This is a genomic window from Streptomyces sp. NPDC031466, assembly GCF_055581265.1.
In genome coordinates this window covers 24,477-44,475 of the sequence record NZ_JBVIJT010000012.1, presented here as the reverse complement: position 1 = coordinate 44,475, position 19,999 = coordinate 24,477, and the positions used below count along the sequence as shown (strand labels likewise).

The following is a 19,999-nucleotide window of genomic DNA, read 5'->3' as shown; positions in this document are numbered from 1 at the left end:
CCACCGGGGCGGTGGCCGCCGTTGAGCGAAGGCGTGCCCGGCGGGATCTCGAAGCCGCCACTGTCCCGATCCGGGCCGCCCGGCCTCAGCCGCCCCGACCCCGGCCACCCCGGACCCGGGCCGGAAGCCCCCACGCGCCTACCGCGCCCCTCACTCCACCTCGCTCCCCTCCCCCACCTCCCCCTCCAGCCTCGCGATGGCCGCCCTGATGCCGTTCCCGTAGCCGTCGTCCTCCAGGGCGTCCACCGCGCCGCGGGCCCGGCGCAGGTGGCTGCGGGCCGCTTCGGGGCGGCCCAGCTTCAAGTAGTCCGCGGCGAGGTTGAGGTGCAGGGAGGGGTAGAAGCCGCGCACCGCGAGCGACTGGTGGTGCGCGGTCAGGCGCTCGTCCGTCAGTTCGTCCGCCGCGGACAACGCCCGCAGGTCCCACGCCAGTTCGACCGAGGGGTCTTCCTGCGTGTCCGCCATGTAGTGCGCGAGCGTGCACCGGTGCAGCGCGTCGCCGTCCTCGCCGATCTCCCCCCAGAGACCGAGAAAGCGGTCCTGGGCCTCCTCGCGGTCACCACCGTGGTGCAGCATGACCGCTTGGCCGATCCGCGTCATCATGGCGTCTTCCGCCGTCTGCTCCTGCTGCTCCGCCACCGGGTCCTCCATGGTCGTACGGCCATCGCCCCCATACCTCACGACGCTAACCGCACCCACCGGCAATCGCGGTCAGGCACGTTCGCCGGCAGCGGTGCTCACACGTAGCGCTGGGCCAGCCCGGTGACGCGCCTGGCCACTTCGGCCCGCAGCTCCGGCGGGCCGAGCACCTCCGCCTCCAGGCCGAGCCGCAGCACGTCACCCGCCGCCACCGGCAGCTTCTCCACTTCGAGCCCGACCTCGACCCAGCCGTCCGCGTCGGGCGCGCCCGCCCCCCGCACGGCCCGCTCCCCCGCCGCCCCGAACATCGCGGGCAGCAACCGGAGCCCCGCCCTGGACACCCTCAGCCGCGCCGTTCCCCCCAGCACCCGGGCCTCCAGGCCGCTCGCCGCCGTCGCCCAGTACCCCGCCAGATCGAAACCGGCGGGGCGGGCACTGGTCTCCTCCGTCACCGTCGCCGTCAAGAACCGCGACACCCGGTACGTACGTACGCTCACACCGGAGCCCTCGGTGGCGGCATGCTCCTCCGTGGTCCCGGCGCTCTCGGCGGCTGCCACCAGATACCAGTTGCCCGCCTTGAGAACCAGCCCCAAGGGATGCAGCTCCCGGTGGACCTCGCCGCCCCAGCGCCGGTAGTGGGCCCGCAGCACCCGTCGGCGCCACACCGCTTCGGCGACGACGGCGAGCTGCGCGGGCGCCGGGTCGGCCGTGCGGAACCACGCGGTCGCGTCGAGATGGAACCGTTCCTGGATGCGCCGCGAGCGTTCTCCGAGCCCCTTGGGCAGCGCGGCGCCCAACTTGAGCTGCGCGGTGACCAGTTCCGCGCCGAGCCCGAGGTCGGCCGCGGCCCCCGGCATGCCGGCGAGGGCGAGGGAGTCCGCCTCGTCGTCGGTGAGGCCCGTCAGCCGCGTGCGGTAGCCGTCCAGGAGCCGGAAGCCGCCCGCCGGGCCCCGCTCCGCGTAGACGGGCACCCCGGAGGCGGCCAGTGCCTCGGCGTCCCGGTAGACGGTCCTGACCGAGACCTCCAGTTCCTCGGCGAGTTCGGGCGCGGTCATGTGCCCGCGGTTCTGGAGCAGCAGGAGGAGGGCGAGGAGGCGGTCGGCGCGCATGGGCACCAAGTGTGCCCCCGCGGCCGGCCGTGTCCTCGGCCCGGCGGAACCGACGCCTGACGCACCCGCGCCCGGCAGGCCCCGGTCCCGGCCCCGGTCCCGAGAGTCCCCGGCCCGACATCCCGTACCTGACAGAAGGTGTCAGGTACGGGCGGCACAGTCCTCCTCACCGGCGGAACGCCACACGTCACAGGCGGCACAGGTACGGCCGGTCCAGCGAGACACGTCCGGCCGGTCGCAGCGAGAAAACGGCACTGCGCCGCCGGCCACCTCACTCCAGGAGGACACACATGAGCACGAACACCACCGGCACCTGCACCTGCACCGGCTGGGACGAGCAGCCGGTCGCCGGCACGGACGGCGGCCCCCGCATCGCGCACGCCGCCGTCACCAACGACTACGCCGGCGCCATCGAGGCGGCGGGCACCTCGTGCGAGTACACCCTCGCGTACACGAGCGGGACGACGGGCGGCTACGTCGGCTACGAGTTCATCGCGGGCGCGGTCCAGGGCCACAAGGGGTCGTTCGTGATCGAGCAGCGCGGTTCGTTCGTCGCCGACGGCATCGAGTGCGTGTTCACCGTGCTGCCCGGTTCGGGCACCGGCGAGCTGGCCGGGCTCACCGGGTCCGGCACGTTCACCGCGCGGCACGGCGAGAAGTCCGCCGCGTACACCTTCGACCACTCGATCGGCGGCTGAGCGGCTCAGCCGATGTCCGGGATCCGCCAGTCGATCGGCTCGTGCCCCTGCGCCGCCACCGCTTCGTTGATCTGCGTGAAGGGGCGCGAGCCGAAGAACTTCTTGGCGGACAGCGGCGAGGGGTGCGCGCCCTTCACGACGACATGCCGCTCCTCGTCGATCAGCGGCAGCTTCTTCTGGGCGTAGTTCCCCCACAGCACGAAGACGGCGGGGTCGGGGCGGTCGGTCACCGCGCGGATCACCGCGTCCGTGAACTTCTCCCAGCCCTTGCCCTTGTGGGAGTTGGCCTCACCGGCGCGGACCGTGAGCACCGCGTTCAGGAGCAGGACGCCCTGCCGGGCCCACGGCATCAGGTAGCCGTTGTCCGGCACCGGGTGGCCCAGCTCCTCCTTCATCTCTTTGTAGATGTTCCGCAGGGAGGGCGGGGTCTTCACGCCGGGGCGCACGGAGAAGCAGAGCCCGTGGCCCTGGCCCGCCCCGTGGTAGGGGTCCTGGCCGAGGACCAGGACCTTCACCTGGTCGTACGGCGTCGCGTCGAGGGCGGCGAAGACCTCCTCGCGCGGCGGGTAGACGGGACCCTTCGCCCGCTCCTCCTCGACGAACTCGGTGAGTTCCTTGAAGTAGGGCTTCTGCAGCTCCTCGCCGAGGACTCCGCGCCAGGACGCGGGCAGCATGGCGATGTCGGTCACGTCAACAACCTCCGGTGTGCGGTCACTTCTCACGGGAGAACCTACCGGCGGCCACTGACATTCGACGCGGCCCCCCGGCCCCCGCCCGCAAGGCCCCCGGACCGGGGCCGACGAGGAGGCCGGTCCCCTACCAGCTGGTCTTGCGCTGCAGCTCCCACATCATCATGATCGCCGAGGGGTCCAGCGCCCGCTCGCCGCCCGCGATCTCCTCGCTGGACATGATGTACTGCTTGCCCTGCCACAGCGGCAGCAGCCTGACGTCGTCGACCAGGATCTCCTGCGCCCGTTCGAACTCGTCGATCACCGCGCCGCGGTCGGTCTCCCTGCGCTCGCGCGGCAGCAGCTGCTCCGTGATCTCCTTGGACACATACGGCGTGCTGAGCGCGTTCTTCGGGCCGACGAACGGCGCGATGAAGTTGTCGGCGTCCGGGAAGTCCGGGAACCAGCCGCGTCCGAAGACGGGGTACTCACCGTTGCCGTAGCCCTCCTGGAACTGTGTCCACGGGCGGCTCTTGAGCGTGACCTCGAAGAGCCCCGAAGCCTCCAGCTGCCGCTTGATCTCGGCGAACTCCCGCTCGGTCACCGATCCGTAGCGGTCGGTGGTGAACCAGAGGGTGAGCGGGACGGGCTCGTTGATGCCGGCGTCGGTGAGGATCTTCCTGGCCTTGGCGACACTGGGGTCCCCGTAGTCGTCGAAGAACCCGGTGGCGTGGCCCGTGAGGCCCCTCGGCACCATCGAGTAGAGCGGCTCGACGGTGTCCTTGTAGATCTTGTGGGCGATGGCCCCCCGGTCGAGTACCTGCGCGAAGGCGCGCCGGACGGGCAGCTTCCGCACCCAGGGGTCCTTGGTGTTGAACACCAGGTAGCGGATCTCGGTGCCCGCGCCCTCGACGAGTTCGATCTCCTGTTCGCGCCGGCCCTTGTTCTGCATGGCGACGATGTCCTCGGAGGCCAGGCCTCGGAAGGTGACGTCGATCTGCTTGTCCTTGAGGGCCTCGACCATGTCCGAGGACTTCTTGAAATAGCGGATGGTGACGGCGTCGTTCTTGACGTCGGCCACGCCCTTGTAATGGCTGTTCTTGACGAGTTCGGCCTTCTCGTTCGGCGAGTAGGCCTCAAGCGCGTACGGGCCGGACCCGGTGATCTCGTTGCCCGTGCGGAGCTTGTCCGCCGGATACTCGTTCGGGTCGACGATCGACATGGCGGGCGTCGACAGCACGAACGGGAACGTCGCGTCCGCCTTCTTGAGGCGGAAGATCACGGTCCGCTCGCCCTTGGTCTCGACCCGGTCGAGCGAGCCGAGCAGCCCCGTGGGACCGCCCTTGACCACACCCTTGGCCTCGATCCTGCGCATGCGGTCGAAGGAGTACTTGACGGCGGCCGCGTCCAGTTCGTCGCCGTCGGAGAACTTCAGGCCCTCGCGCAGGTCGCAGGTGAAGACGGTGTTGGAGGCGTCCGCGAACTCGCAGGACTCCGCGGCGTCCGGCTCGGGCTCGGTGGCCCCCGACGGGAAGCTGAGCAGCGTCTGGAAGACGTTCCGGTACAGCTCCCAGGAGCTGTCCCAGGCCTTGGCCGGGTCCAGGGTGGTGGGCGCGCTCATGGTGCCCACGGTGATCCGCTGCTCCCCGTCCGGGCCGTCGGAGGACAGTACCCCGCATCCCGCGAGCAGCGACACGGACGCGAGCGCCGCCATGGGACGCAGACCCCTCATACGCTTCGCAAGGGGAATTTCACTGAACACGCGCACGCTCCTCGATCGGCCATGCCATGGGATCGGCAGACAATATCGCAGTGCCCCGCCGGGCCAACTGCTGGCGCCGACAGGGCACTTGATGCGTGCGTACGTCACTTTCGCGGCGTACCCGAGGGTGTGGGGCCTTCGTCAGCCGACGCCCGCATTGAGGAAGATGCCGCCATCGACCACGAGTGTCTGGCCGGTGATCCAGTCGGACTGGCCGGAGGTCAGGAAGGCGGCGGCGCCGCCGATGTCCTCGGGCACGCCGAGCCTGCCGAGCGGGTAGGAGGCGGCCGCCTCCGCCTCGCGGCCCTCGTAGAGCGCCTGGGCGAACTTGGTCTTGACGACCGCCGGCGCGATGGAGTTCACGCGCACCTTCGGCGCGAATTCGTGCGCGAGCTGCAGGCTGAGGTTGACCATGGCGGCCTTGCTCATCCCGTAGGCCCCGATGAAGGGCGAGGCGGAGACGCCGGCGACGGAGGCGATGTTCACGATCGCGCCGCCGTGCTCGCTCTGCCAGGCCTTCCAGGTCTGCTGGGCGAAGCCCAGGGCCGAGATGACGTTGGTCTCGTAGACCTTGCGGGCCACGTTCAGGTCGAGCTCGGCGATCGGCCCGAACACGGGGTTCGTGCCGGCGTTGTTGATCAGGAAGTCGACGCGGCCGAAGACCTCCATCATGCGCTCGACCGCGGCCGCCTGGTGCGCCTCGTCGTGGGCCTTGCCCGCGACGCCGATGACCCGGTCGGAGCCGAGCTTCTCGACGGCCTCCTTGAGGGCGTCCTCGTTGCGTCCCGTGATGCAGACGCGGTCGCCCCGGGCGACCAGGGCCTCGGCGATGCCGTAGCCGATGCCGCGGCTCGCGCCCGTGATGAGCGCGGCCTTCCCGCTGTCCTGTCCAGTCATGATCTGAGCCCTCCCGGTCAGTTGAGCGGTCCGCCGGCGACGTACATGACCTGTCCGGAGACAAAGCCCGCGGCGTCGCCCGTGAAGAAGGCGATGGCGTTGGCGATGTCCTCGGGGCGCCCGACGCGCTGCACCGGGATCTGGGTGGCGGCCGCCGCCTGGAACTCCTCGAAGTCCATGCCGACGCGGTCGGCCGTGGCCTTGGTCATCTCGGTGACGATGAAGCCGGGGGCGACGGAGTTGGCGGTGACGCCGAACTTGCCGAGTTCCTTGGCGAGGGTCTTGGTGAAGCCCTGGAGCCCGGCCTTGGCGGCGGCGTAGTTGACCTGGCCGCGGTTGCCGAGCGCGGAGGACGAGGAGAGGTTCACGATCCGGCCGAATCCCGCGTCCACCATGTGCTTCTGGACGGCGCGGGACATCAGGAACGCGCCGCGCAGGTGCACGTTCATGACCGTGTCCCAGTCGCCCGCGCTCATCTTGAACAGGAGGTTGTCGCGCAGCACACCGGCGTTGTTGACGAGGATCGTCGGCGCGCCGAGCTCCTCGGCGACGCGGGCGACGGCGGCCTCGACCTGGGCCTCGTCGGACACGTCGCAGCCGACCGCGAGCGCCTTGCCGCCGGCCGCGGTGATCCGCTCGACGGTGTCCTTGCAGGCGGCCTCGTCGAGGTCGATGACGGCGACGGCACGGCCTTCGGCCGCCAGCCGTACGGCGGTCGCCGCCCCGATGCCTCGCGCTCCGCCCGTCACGATCGCGACGCGCTGCTCTGTGGTGGACATGCTGGTTCTCCTCGCCCTTGGAATGCGGCTCTACGGAATGCGGCTCTCTGGAACACGGCTCCCTGGAGTGCAGCTCCATGGAGCGTGGCCCTACGGAACACTGCCCCGCGGAACGCCGCTCCACGTGATCCACCCCACGGTACGCCCGATGGGTGAGCGACCGCTTAGTACCTTCAGTTGGACGTGACGCTAGAAGCCCTGGCACCGGGTGTCAACGGCGCCGGGCGAGCTGTGACGCGTTACCTCACCAAGAGGTCAAGGAGGCGATCCACCTCGGCCGCGGGGTCGGCCGTCAGACCGGTGTGCACGGGCCCCGGCTGGACCACCGTGGAGCGCGGCGCGATGAGCCAGCGAAAGCGCCGCCCCGCGTCGTCGTGCCCGGCCTGGCCGGCCGCTTCGCCGCCCTCGCAGATCCGCTCGACGGCGGCGAGCGCCGCCTTGACGCCGCCGACGTCGGCCGCCGGGTCGAGCGCCAGCAGCTTGTTCGCGTCGAGGTGCGTGCGGGCGGCCACGAAGGACTTGGCGCGGCAGTAGAGCACCACTCCCGCGTTGAACTGCTCGCCGCGCTCCACACGGGGCACGACACGCACCAGCGCGTACTCGAAGACGTCCCTGTCCGTCACTTGGTGGCCCCCTTCGGCCGCGGCTCGCCGAGGGCGATGCGCTGGTGGATGGTCTCGGCGCGCGGCAGCAGCGCCGCCACGTAGGCGCGGCGCACGTCGTCGGGGCCCTCGAAGCCGCTCTCGTCGACCAGCCATACGTCGGGCACCTGCGCGGCGACCTCGGTGAGCAGTTCCTCGGTGACGAGCGGGGCGAGTTCGGCGGCGGCCGAGGCCACGTCGGGCCCGAAGGGGGCGAGGACGTGGTCCGAGGCGTCGTACGGCTTGGCGGCGGCGCTGTGGGCCGTGCGCCAGTTGTGGTGCCAGATCATGCTGGCGCCGTGGTCGATGAGCCACAGGTCGCCCCGCCGGACCAGCAGGTTCGGGTTGCGCCAGGACCGGTCCACGTTGTTGATCAGTGCGTCGAACCACAGGACGCGTCCCGCTTCGCCGGGGTCGACGTCGTGGGCGAGCGGGTCGAAGCCGAGCGCGCCCGACAGGAAGTCCATGCCGAGGTTGAGCCCGCCGCTGGACTTGAGGAGTTCCTGCACCTGCTGGTCGGGTTCGCCGAGGCCGATCACCGGGTCCAGCAGGATCTGCGCCAGCCGGGGCACCCGCAGCCCCAGGCGGCGCGCCAGCTCTCCGCAGATCACCTCGGCGACGAGCGTCTTGCGGCCCTGCCCGGCGCCGGTGAACTTCATGACGTACGTCGCGTACGCGCCGTCGGCGTCGGCGGTCTCGACGACGCCGGGCAGCGATCCGCCCTCCCGCAGGGGCGTGACATAGCGGACCGCGGTGACTTCGGTGAGCATGGCCCCAGGTTACTTCTGCGAAGGACCCGTTCGATCACCTGCCTCGTTGCCCGCAGCGCCCGCCCTGGACTTCCCGCACACCGCCGCGGCGGGAGTCGGGCTTCCCGAGGAGTTGCCCGGGCGCGTGAACGCGGTGCCCGGTGGGTGCGTACCACCGGGCATGACGACTTACGAAGAAACCGTCCCAGGGCCCGGCCGCCGCACCGTCGTGGCCACGATCGGCGCGGCGGGGCTGGCCGCCGCCCTCACCGCGTGCGGCGACGAGCAGAAGGACTCCTCCGAACCGGCGGGCGCCCAGGCGCCGCGAGGCGGCGGCGCCGGGACCGTGCTCGCCAGGACGTCGGAGATCCCCGTGGGCGGCGGCAAGATCTTCAAGGACGAGGGGGTGGTGGTCACCCAGCCCACCAAGGGGCGGTTCAAGGCCTTCTCGAACCTGTGCACCCACAAGAAGTGCCCGGTGTCGAGCGTCGAGGGCGGCACCATCAACTGCCCGTGCCACGGCAGCAAGTTCGACATCGCCGACGGCAGCGTCAAGCAGGACCCGGCGCCGAGCCCGCTGCCCGTGGCCGAGATCTCCGTGGACGGCGACACGATCAAGCTGGCGTAGGCCCGTTGCCGGGCGAGGGGTGCTTCCTTGTCCCCGGTCTTGTCCCGCTCTTGTCCCGCTCTTGTCCCGGCGCGGCGGAACCTACGGTTTGTGGGTCACCCAGAGCAGTTCGGCCGGCCAGCGGTGTGCCCAGTCGGGTGGGTCGGTCTCGTTGTGGCCGTTGGGCGTTCCGCGTTCGGGCCGCGGCTCGATGAGATCGTCGATGACGAGACCCGCGCCGCGCAGGACCCTGACCCAGTCGCCCTAGGCGAGCTGGAAGCCGGTCGCGCCGCCGCCTTCGGCGATGGTGTCCAGCCCGAATTAGTCCCTGCCGCAGCGTCGTGGTCACGCGGCCGGCGGCCTCGTCGCAGCAGGCTTCGAACCATGGGCCGGCGACGTTGAACACCAGGCGCCGGCCTGCGGGACGGCCAGGCGCGGGGCGAGCTGGACATCAGGTCACTGACGGCGCCGGGGCGGGCGTGTTGCGGTGCCGGACGAAGATCGCTGTGGGGATCGCGAGGGCGAGCAGGGCGCTGCCGCCGACCAGTAGCCCCAGGTGGACGGCGTCGGTGAAGGCGCGTGCCACGGCGTCGCTGACGGTGTGGGCGAGTGGGGGCGGCAGCGAGGTGGCGCCGTCGCCGTGGACGGCGCCGTCGGCTATCCGGACGGCGTCCGGGGCCGGGACGCCCGAGGCGATCAGCCGGTCTTCCAGGTAGCCGGGGAATCTGGTGGTGACGATGGTTCCAAGGACGCTGGGACCGAGTACGGAGCCGATCTGGCGGAACATGTTGACGGTCGCGCTGGCCATGCCGGCCTGCAGTCGCGGCACGCTGTTGACGGCCGCCGCCGTCGAGGGGGCGGTCAGCAGTGCCGAGCCGGCGCCTGCGATCAAAAGACCGGGCCACAGTGCGTGGTAGCCGGTGAAGGGGCCGACGGCCAGCAGGGCCAGCGCGCCGCCACCCAGCATGACGAGGCCCGCGGTCAGCACGAGGGTGACGCCCACCTTCCGCACGAGGCGGACGGCGAGCGCGCTGACGACGATGTAGGTGGCGAACATGGCCAGCAGCCGGACGCCTGTGGCGAGCGCGGACAGGTGCTGGACCCGCTCCATGTACAGGACGGCGAGCAGGGACGTGCCGACGAAGCCGAACATCGAGGCTGCCGCCACGCCCATCACGGCCGCGTAGGAGGCGTTGCGGAACAGACGCAGGTCCAGCATCGGGTCGTGGTGGCGTGTCTCGACGGTGAGGAAGAGGACGAGGGAGACGGCGAAGACGCCGTACATGGTGATGATGCGACCGGAGGTGTAGCCGGAGGAGCCGCCCTCGATGATGGCGTAGGTCGCGGACGCGATCATGACGGTGCCCGTCAGCACGCCGGCGAGGTCCAGGCGCCGGGTCGGGTGCTTCGTCTCGGTGACCATGAACGGTGTCAGGATCACCGTGACCGCGCCGATCACGACGTCGATCAGGTACACGGCGTGCCAGGTGAAGCCGTCGAGCAGCAGCCCGGCGCCGAGCGGGCCCACGGCGAGGCCGAGGCCGGAGCAGCTGGCCCAGGCCCCGATCGCCTTGGTCCGCTGCTGCGCGTCGGCGAAGGAGTGGCTGACGATCGACAGGCTGGCGGGGAGGACCGCCGCGCCGCCGATTCCCATGACCGCCTGCGCGGTGATCAGCAGCGCCGCGCTGTCGGCGGCGTGGGCCAGCAGGCTGCCCGCGGTGAGCACCAGCGCTCCGCCGAAGAAGACCGCGCGGCGTCCGACCAGGTCGGCCAGCGTGCCGGCGAACAGCACCAGGGTGGCGACGACCAGGGAGTAGGCGCTGGTCACCCAGACCAGTGTGCTCGCGGCCGGGTGGAGGTCCTGCTGGATGGCGCCGAGTGCGCCGATGGTGGAGGAGACGTTGACGAACGCCATCATCACGCCGAGGCAGACGGTGAACACCCCGCGCCAGGGATGGGCGGGTGTCGCGGCGGTCGGGGCGGCGGGAGGGAGCGCGGTGCTCACACCGGATGGCTGGCTGCTGTTTTGCATAGCCAGGAAAGTAGCAGCCTGACTTCTGAAAAAGCTAGCCAGGTTAGAATGTGTTCATGGAACGCGCTGACCTGCACGACGAAGACACGGTGTTCACGCGCACGGGCGAGTTCGCCGACCGCGACGCCTTCACGGCGACCGGCTGGTGCGCCATGGAACGGGCCCTGGAAGTGGTCGGCACACGCTCGGCGATGATGCTGGTCAGGGAGGCGTTCTACGGCGGGCGCCGCTTCGACGACCTGGTCCGGCGCACCGGCCTCGCGGAGACGGCGGCCGCCAAGCGCCTGCGGCAGCTGGTGGCCGACGGCCTGATGGAACGGCGCCCCTACCGGGAGCCGGGCGCGCGCACCCGGCACGAGTACGTGCTGACCGAGCGGGGCCGCTCCCTGTTCCCACTGTTCGTCGCGTTGATGAACTGGGGAAGCGCGGACGGCGGGCGGAGCGGGGTCGAACTCGCGCACGCCGGCTGCGGCGAGACACTCCTTCCGGCCGTGCGGTGCGCGGCGGGTCATGACGTGGGCATCGAGGAGACCGACGTGCGGCTCGGGCGGGGCCACCCTTGAGGCGCCTCCGTCACTTCCAGGCGTCGAGGATCTCCCGCGTGCCGGTGATGGTGGCGACCAGGGCGAGGGTGTGGCGGACCATCGCGGAGGTGTAGTCGGCGGGCACTCCCGCGATGGCGTCGGCGGGGACGACGGCGGTGTAGCCGAGGTTCACGGCGTCGAACACGGCGTTGGGTATCGCGACGTTGGCCGAGACCCCGGTGACCAGGAGGGTGCGGCGGCCGAGGTTGCGCAGCAACGCGTCCACGTCGGTGCCCGCGAGGGGCGAGAGACCGTGCAGCCGGCGTACGACGAGGTCCTCGTCGGCGACCTCGATCGGCGGTGCCACGCGCACGGCCGCCGTGCCCGGGAGCTGGCGCACCGGGAGCCGTTCGGCGGCGCGGAAGAGCCGGGCGTTGCGGCCGGCCCCGCGTCCGTCGGGCCGCCGTTCGGCGACCGCGTGCAGGACCTGTACGCCACTGCGGTGGGCGCCCGCCACGAGGCGCGCCACGTTGTCGAGGGCGCCGGACGAGCGCGCCTGTTCGGCGAGTTCGGGCAGCGCGCTCTCCGGGCCGACGACGCCCCGCTGGCACTCGACGGTGAGCAGCGCCGTGGTGGCGGGGTCGAGGATCTCCTTGAGCTGTTCGTACGACGGCATGGTTCCCCCTGTCGCGTCCGTACGGGGTGCCCGGCGCCCGGCGGACGGTCGGCTCCGAAGTCCGCGCGAGGCTAACGGCCATTGCGTCACGAAGGAAGAGCCGCCATCCTTGCCTGACGCTCAGTCAGTCGGCGGGTGGCGCACGCCAGTCGGGAGGACGCATGGCCGCCGTACAGCGCCGGGGCCGCAGGATCATGATGACGCCGGAGGAGATCGACGTGTTCCTCTCCTCGGAGCGCACCTGCCGGGTGGCGACGGTCTCCGCCGACGGCGCCCCGCATGTCAGCGCGCTCTGGTTCGCCTGGGACGGCACGTCCCTGTGGCTGTACTCGATCACGCGCAGCAGGCGTTGGGCCGATCTGCGCCGGGAGCGGCGGGTGGCCGTGGTGGTCGACTCGGGTGAGGAGTACGGCGAGCTGCGCGGCGTCGAACTGTCGGGCACCGTGGAGTTCGTCGGGGAAGCGCCGCGTACGGGAGAGCCGTGCCCGGAACTCGACGCACCCGAGCGGTTGTTCGCCCGCAAGCTGTTCGGCGTGGACGAGATGCCGCACGACGGCCGCCACGCCTGGATCCGGCTGACGCCGGACGCGATCGCGTCCTGGGACTTCCGGAAACTGGCCTCACTGTAGGCGCGCCGGGGCCTGCGCGAACGCCGGCCCAAGGCAGGCGCGCCGCGGCCCGCGCAAACGCCTGCCTCAGCGGCGTCCCCGCTCAGGCCCCCACCGCGGCCCCGTCCGGACGGGCCCGCACGAGAGCCCCGCTCCCAGCGCCCCCGCGCCAGGCAGCGGCCCCGCCCCCCACTCCCGTACATCCGCCTACCGCAGCCCCGCGCCCGCCGCCCGCAGCGCCTCCGCCGCCGCTCTGATGGACGGGCGCCGGTCCGCGTCCGCCCGCCACACCACGTACACATGACGCCGCACCCGGTGCCGCACCGGGACCGCGCACACCCCGGCCGGCATCGGATCGCGGCCCAGCCGGGGGGCCACACAGACGCCGAGGCCCGCCGCGACCAGCGCGAGCTGGGTGTGGTGCTCGACGGCGCGGTGGGCGATCCGTGGCTCGACGCCCTTGCCGCGCAGCGTGAACAGCAGCCACTCGTCGCAGAACTCGCCCTCCGCCCAGGTGATCCACTCGTCGTCCGCGAACTCCTCCAGGTCGACCTCGGAGCGGTCCGCGAGCGGGTGCGCGGCCGGCATCGCGATGTCGGCGGGGTCGTCGAGGAGGGGCGTCTTGACCAGGCCGTCCGGGATCGGCAGCGGCTTGTTGTACCAGTCCAGGACCACCGCCATGTCGATGTCACCGCGCACCACGGCCGCTACGGCGGGCACCGGCTCCAGCTCGCGGCAGCCGACCCGCAGCCCGGGGTGCTCGGTCCGCAGCGCCGAGAGCGCGGCGGGCAGCAGACCGCGCATGGCCGTGGGGAACGCGGAGATCCGCAGCTCACCGACCGCCTTGCCGCGCTGCTCCTCCAGGTCGGCCTGGGCCAGGGCGACCTGCGAGAGGATTCGCGCCGCGTGCTCGGCGAGCAGCCGCCCCGCGTCGGTCAGGCGCACGCCCCGGCCGTTCTTGGCGAGCAGCTGCTGGCCCACCTCCCGCTCCAGCTTCGTCATCTGCTGGGACACCGCGGAGGTGGTGACGTGCAGGCCCGCTGCGGCGCCGCTCACCGAACCGTGCCGGGCGAGGGCGTCGAGCGTACGCAGACGCTCCAGGTTCAACATGTAAGCGATGCTACGCCATACTCCGCATGAAATATCGCTTGTACTAAGAGATCGTCGAGGCGCATCGTGGTCCGCATGAGCACACCCCCCACCCCTTCGATCGCCCCCTCCGCCGGGCCGGGGCAGCAGCACCCGGGATCTGTCGACGCACCCGCCGTGCAGCGCTCGGGTCCGGTCGGCGCACCCACCGCGAAGGCACCCGTTCCGCCCGCTCTCGACTGGCGCATCCGCTTCGGGCTCCTCTCGCTGATCTGGGGCTTCAGCTTCCTGCTGATCAAGGTGGGCACGGAGGCGTACGCGCCTTTCCAGGTCACCCTGGGGAGGCTCGTGTTCGGCACGCTGGTGGTCGCGGCGGTGCTCGTGGTCAAGCGGCAGCGGCTGCCGCGCGGGACGCGGACCTGGCTGCATCTGGCGGTGGCCGCCCTGCTGCTCAACGCGCTGCCGTTCTCCCTGTTCGCGTACGCGGAGCTGACGATCCCCTCCACGCTCGCCGGGATCTGCAACGCCACGTCGCCGCTGTGGGGCATGGCCCTCTCGCTCGTCGCCCTCTCCGAGGACCGCCCGACGCGGCGCCGCGTCGCGGGTCTCGGGCTCGGCTTCCTCGGCGTGCTGACGGTGCTGGGCGTCTGGCAGGGCTTCAGCGGTGTCGACCTCGCGGGCACGGCGATGGCGCTGCTCGCCTCGCTCAGCTATCCGATCGGCTGGATCTACGTCCGCCGCACACTGGCCGGTTCGGGCCACTCGAACTTCTCCCTGACCGGGGCCCAGATGCTGCTCGCGACGGCCGAACTGGCCGTGGTGACGCCACTGTTCACTTCCGTGCCGACCAGCTTCCCGGTGGCACCGATGCTGGCGGTCATGGCACTGGGCGCGCTCGGCACCGGGCTCGCCTTCCTGCTCCAGTACTCGCTGGTGGACGACGTCGGCCCGACCACCGCGCAGATGGTCACCTACTTCGTGCCCGTCATCGCGACCGCCGCGGGCGTCGCCGTGCTCGGTGAGTCCCTCAGCTGGTCGACGCCGGTCGGCGCGGTGATCGTGCTGGCCGGCGCGGCGCTCACCCAGTCCCGACCGCGCGCGGCGAGGGGCGCCTGAGACGCCGGGGCATCCTCACCCCGGCCGCCCTTGATGCCGGAAGGCGGGCACCCCCGGCCTCCGTCACTCGTGCCCCCGGGCCCCCGTCACTCGTAGCGCCGTGGCGACGCGGGCCCGACCGCCGAGGCCACCGCGTCGGCCATCTGCGCGATGTCCTGGTCGGCGAGCGCCGCGACGGTGATCCGCACCCCGGGCGGCGCGCTCAGCCGGAAGCGCGCCCCCGGGGCGACCGCCCAGCCGGCGTGCAGCAGCCGGGCCACCGCCCCGGTCTCGTCGGGAACCGGCACCCATACGTTCATGCCGCTGCGCCCGTTCGCCGGCACCCCCCGTTCGGCGAGCGCCGCGATCAGCGCGTCGCGCCGACGCCCGTAGGACGCCGCCACCACGCCGGGGTCGACCGCGCCGTCGGCCCACAGCCGCACCACGGCACGCTGGAGCAGCCGGCTCACCCAGCCGGGACCGAGCCGCTGGCGCCCCTGCACCCGGTCGACGGTGACGGGGTCGCCGGTGAGCACGGCGAGCCGCAGATCGGGCCCGTACGCCTTGGCCGTGGAACGTACCAACACCCAGCTGCGGGTCGTCCCGGCGAGCGGATGCAGCGGCAGGTCGACGATGCCGTGGCCGTGGTCGTCCTCGATGAGCAGCACCTCCTCGTGCGCGGCGAGCACCTCGCGCAGGGCACGCGCGCGTGCGGTGGTCACCGCGGCGCCGGTGGGGTTCTGCGCGCGGTCCGTGACGATGACCGCGCGGGCCCCGCCGGACAGGGCGCGGCCCACATCGGCGGGCAGCGGCCCCTCGTCGTCCACCCCCACCGCGAGCGTCCGCAGCCCGAGGGCCGAGACCAGGTCGAGGAGGCTTCCCCAGCCCGGGTCCTCGACGGCCACGGCGTCACCGGGCTTGAGGTGGGCGGCGAGCACCCTCTCGATGGCGTCGAGCGAGCCGGAGGTGACGGCGACGGGTCCGGCCGGGACGCCATCGGCTTCGAAGGCCACGCGCGCGTGCCGTTCGAGTTCCGGATCCACGGCCTCCTCCCCGTAGAGGACCGCCCGCTCGTCGCTCTGCGCGGCCGCTGCGGCGAACGCCCCGGCGAGCGCGGGCAGCAGCCGACGGTCAGGGTTCCCCTGCGACACGTCGCGCACCCCGGGCGGCGCGTCCACCCGGATCAGCTCACGCGCGGTCGTGGCGGGCTTCGGTCGTACGCGGCTGCCGCGCCGCCCCGCCGTCTCGATGACCCCGCGCTCACGCAGCGTGCGATAGGCGGCCGCGACGGTATTGGGATTCACCCCGAGCCGGGCCGCCAACTCCCGCATGGGCGGCAGCGGTTGCCCCGGCTCCAGAGCGCCGTCACCGACGGCCCGCTCCACACCGGCCGCGATATCCGCTGCGCGCCGGCCTTCGATCCGATACTCTCCTAGCACAAAGATGAGTATGCACTAGTGCAATAACCCAGGCAATACGACGCGACGGCGCAGGCGCGGCTCAGCACACACGCGTCGCACGCGGAACGCGGCTTGGCTCAGCTCAGCGCACACGTCAGTAATCAGCACAGACATCAGTAATCAGCACACGCGTCAGTAAACGGATCAGTACAGGGAGAACCATGCAGACGACGCCGACCACCCCCGACGCCGCCTCGCCGGACAGCGCCGCCTACACACCGACCGACCGCACGGTCCCGACCCGCTCGCGGGAGCGCGCCTCATACGACCGTGAGACGGTGCACGCGATACTCGACGAGGCCTACGTCTGCCACCTCGGCTTCGTGCGCGAGGGCTCCCCTGTCGTGCTGCCGACGCTCTACGGACGCGTCGGTGAACGCCTGTACGTGCACGGTTCGACGGGCTCCCGGCCGCTGCGCATGGCGGGCGAGACCCAGGAGGGCCAGGAGGATCCGGGCCTCCCGGTGTGTCTGACCGTCACCCATGTCGACGGCCTGGTCCTGGCCCGCTCCGCCTTCCACCACTCGATCAACTACCGTTCCGTCGTGGTCCACGGCATCGCTCACCAGGTCACGGACCCCGAGGAGAAGCGGACCGCCCTGGACGCGCTCGTGAACCACGTCGTGCCGGGCCGCGCCGCCGACTCCCGCCCCGCCAACGCCAAGGAGCTGGCGGCTACCGCCGTGCTCCGCCTCGACCTGGACGCGGTCTCGGCGAAGGCCCGCACCGGCGGCCCGCACGACGAGCCGGAGGACCTGGACCTCCCCCACTGGGCAGGCGTGCTCCCCCTGCAAAAGGGGCACGGCGGCCCGATCCCTTCCGCCGACCTCACACCCGGCATCGACGTCCCCGATTACCTCATCGAGCTGTAATGCTGATCCACCCCTGGGACGCCGCCCGTACCGACACGGAGTGGCAGGAGTGGCTCGCCGCCCACGACTTCGGCCAGTTCGCCGTCAACGGCCTGCCCGGCGAGCCGCCGCACGTGCAGCCCCTGCACTTCGCCTACGAGGCCGGGCACGGGGGGCGCGGCAGGGTGCTGACCCACCTGGCCCGGCCGAACCCGCTGTGGCTCGCCCTGGAAGCCGACCCGGAGGTGCTCCTGAGCGTGGTCGACGACTACGTGTTCGTGCCGGGCCCCTGGCAGGCCGCACCGGACGGCCCTGCCGAGCACGGCGTGCCCACCGGCTTCTACGCCGCCGTCCAACTGCGCTGCACGGCCCGCGTCGTCGATGACCCCGAGGAGACGGCGGACATCCTGAACCGCCAGGTCGAGCACTTCCAGCCGGGCGGCGGCTCCGCGCGCGCGGCCGTGGGCGAGGCCCCCTTCGGCCGCATGCTCTCGGGCATCCGCGCGCTGTGCCTGGAAGTGACGGACGTACGGGCCAAGTTCAAGTACGCGAACCACCGGCCGCAGGAGGTCCGGCAGCGCATCGCCGCCGGGCTCGCCGAGCGGAACGGCCCCGGCGACGCGGCAGCCCTCGCGCACCACCTGCGCCGCCGCGACAGCTGACCGTCGGCGGACGGGGCGGGACAGCGTCTTCGCGCCCCCGCCCCGCCGCCGTACGCTCCGGGACGCGGGCCACTCCCCGCAACCGGCTACCGCCGGGCCCCGCCCCGGCCCCCGCGCCGCTACACCGGCGTGGCTTCCCGCCGCGCCGCCACCTCCCGCCGTGCCGCGATCGCGCCCCGCGTCTCCGCGACCGCGAGCCCGGTCACCGCGGCCAGCATCAGCACTGTGCCGACGGCCGTTGTCGCCGTCAGTTCCTCGCCGAGCAGTGCGACCGCGATGACGGCGGCGCCGACCGGCTCCAGGAGGGTGATCACGGAGACGGTCGCGGACCGCACGACGGCGGCCCCGGCGAAGTACAGCGTGTACGCGATAGCGGTGGGCACGGTGGCGATGTACAGCAGGCAGCCGGCCACGCGGGCGAGGTCGGCGGTGTGCGGCACCAACCCGTCGGCGCCCGCGAGCGGCAGCAGGCAGAGCGCGACGACGGCGAACGACCAGACCGTCGTGTCGGCCGAGTCGGTGCCGCCGTCGCGGCCCCACCACCGGGTGACCAGCGTCATCGCCGCGTAGGCGGCAGCGGAGACCAGCCCCCAGGCCACCCCCGCCGGGCGCACGGTCGCACCGCCGGCGTCACCGCCGCCGAGGACGAGCACCACGAGCCCGGTGAGGGCGCCCACGACGGCGACGGCTCCGCCACCGCCCAGCCGCTCCCCCAGGGTGAGCCGCGCGCCCAGGGCGATGAGGACGGGCCCCGCCCCCATGGTGACGACGGTGCCGACGGCGAGGCCGGTCGTGTGGACGGCGGCGAAGTAGGCCGTCTGGAACACCGTGAGGGCCACGCCGGTCACGACGATCCGCCGGACCCTCCGGCCGAACGGCACCGGGACCAGGGCCGGGGCCGGGGCCGTCGACCCGTAGGGCCTGGTCCGGCGCGGCCGCGCCAGGCGCGCGGCGAGCAGCAGGACGAACCCGCCCGCGCACCGCCAGAAGGAGAGGCCGACCGGCCCCATGTCACTGGACCGGAAGACCAGCGCAGCGGCGGCACCGGCGGTGCCCCACGCGGTCCCGGCGATGATCAGATAGAGGAGGCCTCGCCCGACGGGCAGGCCGAGGACGGCATTCGACACGTGAGTTCTCCGCAGCACAGAAGGATGGGTTGACTCCGTCTGCGGGCAGCACCGTTCCGCCCGGCCATCGGCCCGGGCGAGTCCGTGGGCACCCCGCGCTAGGCGGCGGGGGGCGGCAGAACGCGTGCTCGTGAGTACATGATCAGCACACTAGGTCGCGCTGCCGCTGTGCGACAACCGCGTTTCGCGATCCGGCACGCCACTTTGCACAACGGATCCGCCTGCCTCAGCGGCCTCGGCCGCCCCGGCGTCTTTCGCGGGCGCCGACGACTGCGCGATGAACGCCCCCGCGAGGACGACGGCGCCCCCGACGATCTGCGGCGCCGAGAGGTGCTCGCCGAGGACCACCCAGGCGAGGGCGGTCGCGATGACGGCCTCCAGGCAGGCCACGACGCCCGCCACCTGCGGCGAGAGCCGGCGTACGGACAGCACCCCGGTGACGTACGCGATGACGGTCGCCACCAGCACGATCCAGCCCAGCAGCAGCCACGCGGGAACAGTCGAGCCGTCCAGTTCGGCGCGGCCCGCGAGCACGGACCAGTCCATGCCCCAGGGGCGCGCGACGGCGGTCAGCACCGCGGTGCCGACGAGCAGGCCGTACGCGATGACGCCGAGGGGGTCGGGCGCGTCGGCCCCCGCGTCGCTGCCCTGGTCGGACAGGACGAAGTAGCCGACCTGGCAGCAGGCGGCGCCGAGGGCGAGCAGCAGTCCGACGGCGTCGAAGCTCAGGCCCGACCACACCTCGACGACGCACGCGAGGCCGCCGACCGCGAGGACGACGCCGAGGGCGGCGGCACGTGCCACGGGCCGGCGCTGCACGAAGCGCACCCAGCCGAGGACCAGCGCGGGCGCGAGGTACTCGACAAGGAGCGCGACGCCGACGGGGATGCGGGAGATGGAGGCGAAGTAGCAGGCCTGGACGCCCGCCACGGCGAGCAGTCCGAAACCGGCGAGCAGCGCGGGCCTGCGCAGCGGCAGCCGGCGGTGCCGCCAGGCCACGGGCAGCATGACCAGGGCGGCGCCCGCCACCCGCAGCCAGACCACATGCAGGGGATCGAGGCCCGCTTCGATCAGCGGCTTCGCCGCGACGCCCGAGCCTCCGAAGGCCATCGCCGACACCAGGGCGAGCCCCAGCCCGACACCCCGGCCCCGCTGCGGCGGGCCCCCATGACTGTCCTTGATCCCCTTTGACGCCTGCACCGGCACATCATGACAGGCGGTGTCACGAGCGTCATCCGCCTTGACCCCTGTCTCAATCGGCGGACGCCGTGGCTCCGTTCAAGGCGGTGTCGCCTTTCCGACCTGCACCGATCAGTGCCGTGCCGC

At 72.3% G+C, this 19,999-nt stretch carries 21 protein-coding genes and 1 pseudogene; 7 read left to right on the top strand and 15 right to left on the bottom strand.

All coding sequences use genetic code 11. From position 1 onward, the window contains the following. Positions 1-150: 150 nt before the first annotated feature. The gene (locus ACZ5GP_RS28070) at positions 151-639 is read right to left on the bottom strand and encodes a hypothetical protein (RefSeq protein ID WP_468753475.1); all 489 of its coding nucleotides are present in this window, start codon (positions 637-639) and stop codon (positions 151-153) included. A gap of 98 nt (positions 640-737) precedes the next feature. Further along, a complete protein-coding gene (locus ACZ5GP_RS28065; protein ID WP_468753474.1) occupies positions 738-1,748 on the bottom strand; it encodes a helix-turn-helix transcriptional regulator in 1,011 nt (336 codons plus the stop codon). 290 nt (positions 1,749-2,038) lie between these two features. Between ACZ5GP_RS28065 and ACZ5GP_RS28060 the strand changes: the two genes are divergently transcribed. Next, complete coding sequence (locus ACZ5GP_RS28060; RefSeq protein WP_468753473.1) at positions 2,039-2,446, top strand: DUF3224 domain-containing protein; 408 nt, start codon at positions 2,039-2,041, stop codon at positions 2,444-2,446. Positions 2,447-2,451: 5 nt separating this feature from the next. On the opposite strand, the gene ung is transcribed toward ACZ5GP_RS28060, so the two are convergent. The 7 genes and pseudogenes from ung to ACZ5GP_RS28025 form a co-directional block, all read right to left on the bottom strand. Beyond that, on the bottom strand, positions 2,452-3,135 hold the full coding sequence (gene ung, locus ACZ5GP_RS28055; RefSeq protein WP_468753472.1) for a uracil-DNA glycosylase: 684 nt from the start codon (positions 3,133-3,135) through the stop codon (positions 2,452-2,454). Between the two features lie 127 nt (positions 3,136-3,262). Beyond that, positions 3,263-4,828: an ABC transporter substrate-binding protein gene (locus ACZ5GP_RS28050; protein WP_468753471.1), complete on the bottom strand. Its 1,566-nt coding sequence runs from the start codon at positions 4,826-4,828 to the stop codon at positions 3,263-3,265. A 189-nt stretch (positions 4,829-5,017) separates the two neighbouring features. After that, complete coding sequence (locus tag ACZ5GP_RS28045; protein ID WP_468753470.1) at positions 5,018-5,773, bottom strand: SDR family oxidoreductase; 756 nt, start codon at positions 5,771-5,773, stop codon at positions 5,018-5,020. 17 nt (positions 5,774-5,790) lie between these two features. After that, positions 5,791-6,552, bottom strand: coding sequence for a 3-oxoacyl-ACP reductase FabG (gene fabG / locus ACZ5GP_RS28040; protein ID WP_468753469.1), 762 nt, complete (start codon positions 6,550-6,552; stop codon positions 5,791-5,793). Then, positions 6,519-6,665, bottom strand: a pseudogene (locus ACZ5GP_RS28035) (pentapeptide repeat-containing protein); the annotation flags it as partial. The pseudogene ACZ5GP_RS28035 and the gene fabG, both read right to left, overlap by 34 nt. A gap of 126 nt (positions 6,666-6,791) precedes the next feature. Then, the gene (locus ACZ5GP_RS28030; RefSeq protein ID WP_468753468.1) at positions 6,792-7,175 is read right to left on the bottom strand and encodes a DUF3037 domain-containing protein; all 384 of its coding nucleotides are present in this window, start codon (positions 7,173-7,175) and stop codon (positions 6,792-6,794) included. Then, positions 7,172-7,963 (bottom strand): HipA family kinase, encoded by a 792-nt coding sequence (locus tag ACZ5GP_RS28025; RefSeq protein WP_468753467.1) that lies wholly within the window; start codon positions 7,961-7,963, stop codon positions 7,172-7,174. Before ACZ5GP_RS28025 ends, ACZ5GP_RS28030 begins: the two co-directional genes overlap by 4 nt. A 160-nt stretch (positions 7,964-8,123) precedes the next feature. Here ACZ5GP_RS28025 and ACZ5GP_RS28020 point away from each other — a divergent pair, with 160 nt between their 5' ends. Then, positions 8,124-8,570: a Rieske (2Fe-2S) protein gene (locus ACZ5GP_RS28020; protein ID WP_468753466.1), complete on the top strand. Its 447-nt coding sequence runs from the start codon at positions 8,124-8,126 to the stop codon at positions 8,568-8,570. 430 nt (positions 8,571-9,000) lie between these two features. Here ACZ5GP_RS28020 and ACZ5GP_RS28015 read toward each other — a convergent pair whose 3' ends face one another. Next, positions 9,001-10,581 (bottom strand): MFS transporter, encoded by a 1,581-nt coding sequence (locus ACZ5GP_RS28015; RefSeq protein WP_468753465.1) that lies wholly within the window; start codon positions 10,579-10,581, stop codon positions 9,001-9,003. Positions 10,582-10,637: 56 nt separating this feature from the next. On the opposite strand from ACZ5GP_RS28015, the gene ACZ5GP_RS28010 reads away from it, so the two are divergent. Further along, the gene (locus ACZ5GP_RS28010; protein ID WP_468753464.1) at positions 10,638-11,144 is read left to right on the top strand and encodes a winged helix-turn-helix transcriptional regulator; all 507 of its coding nucleotides are present in this window, start codon (positions 10,638-10,640) and stop codon (positions 11,142-11,144) included. 10 nt (positions 11,145-11,154) lie between these two features. Here ACZ5GP_RS28010 and ACZ5GP_RS28005 read toward each other — a convergent pair whose 3' ends face one another. Continuing rightward, positions 11,155-11,781 (bottom strand): cysteine hydrolase family protein, encoded by a 627-nt coding sequence (locus ACZ5GP_RS28005; protein ID WP_468753463.1) that lies wholly within the window; start codon positions 11,779-11,781, stop codon positions 11,155-11,157. Positions 11,782-11,942: 161 nt separating this feature from the next. On the opposite strand from ACZ5GP_RS28005, the gene ACZ5GP_RS28000 reads away from it, so the two are divergent. After that, the gene (locus ACZ5GP_RS28000; protein WP_468753462.1) at positions 11,943-12,410 is read left to right on the top strand and encodes a pyridoxamine 5'-phosphate oxidase family protein; all 468 of its coding nucleotides are present in this window, start codon (positions 11,943-11,945) and stop codon (positions 12,408-12,410) included. Between the two features lie 186 nt (positions 12,411-12,596). Here ACZ5GP_RS28000 and ACZ5GP_RS27995 read toward each other — a convergent pair whose 3' ends face one another. After that, positions 12,597-13,499 carry a LysR family transcriptional regulator gene (locus tag ACZ5GP_RS27995; RefSeq protein WP_468753461.1) on the bottom strand — a complete coding sequence of 301 codons (903 nt, stop codon included), beginning with the start codon at positions 13,497-13,499 and terminating at the stop codon, positions 12,597-12,599. A gap of 75 nt (positions 13,500-13,574) precedes the next feature. Here ACZ5GP_RS27995 and ACZ5GP_RS27990 point away from each other — a divergent pair, with 75 nt between their 5' ends. After that, on the top strand, positions 13,575-14,594 hold the full coding sequence (locus ACZ5GP_RS27990) for a DMT family transporter (RefSeq protein ID WP_468753460.1): 1,020 nt from the start codon (positions 13,575-13,577) through the stop codon (positions 14,592-14,594). 86 nt (positions 14,595-14,680) lie between these two features. Here ACZ5GP_RS27990 and ACZ5GP_RS27985 read toward each other — a convergent pair whose 3' ends face one another. Further along, positions 14,681-16,012, bottom strand: a complete 1,332-nt coding sequence (locus ACZ5GP_RS27985; protein ID WP_468753459.1) for an aminotransferase class I/II-fold pyridoxal phosphate-dependent enzyme — start codon at positions 16,010-16,012, stop codon at positions 14,681-14,683. A gap of 182 nt (positions 16,013-16,194) precedes the next feature. Between ACZ5GP_RS27985 and ACZ5GP_RS27980 the strand changes: the two genes are divergently transcribed. After that, positions 16,195-16,905 (top strand): pyridoxamine 5'-phosphate oxidase family protein, encoded by a 711-nt coding sequence (locus ACZ5GP_RS27980; protein WP_468753458.1) that lies wholly within the window; start codon positions 16,195-16,197, stop codon positions 16,903-16,905. Continuing rightward, positions 16,905-17,546: an FMN-binding negative transcriptional regulator gene (locus ACZ5GP_RS27975; protein WP_468753457.1), complete on the top strand. Its 642-nt coding sequence runs from the start codon at positions 16,905-16,907 to the stop codon at positions 17,544-17,546. The genes ACZ5GP_RS27980 and ACZ5GP_RS27975 overlap by 1 nt, the downstream gene beginning before the upstream one ends. Before the next feature lie 119 nt (positions 17,547-17,665). Here the strand turns inward: ACZ5GP_RS27975 and ACZ5GP_RS27970 are convergent, their stop codons facing one another. Both ACZ5GP_RS27970 and ACZ5GP_RS27965 read right to left on the bottom strand, forming a co-directional pair. Beyond that, on the bottom strand, positions 17,666-18,673 hold the full coding sequence (locus tag ACZ5GP_RS27970) for a DMT family transporter (RefSeq protein WP_468753456.1): 1,008 nt from the start codon (positions 18,671-18,673) through the stop codon (positions 17,666-17,668). Positions 18,674-18,823: 150 nt separating this feature from the next. Further along, positions 18,824-19,873, bottom strand: coding sequence for an EamA family transporter (locus ACZ5GP_RS27965; protein WP_468753455.1), 1,050 nt, complete (start codon positions 19,871-19,873; stop codon positions 18,824-18,826). Positions 19,874-19,999: the final 126 nt, after the last annotated feature.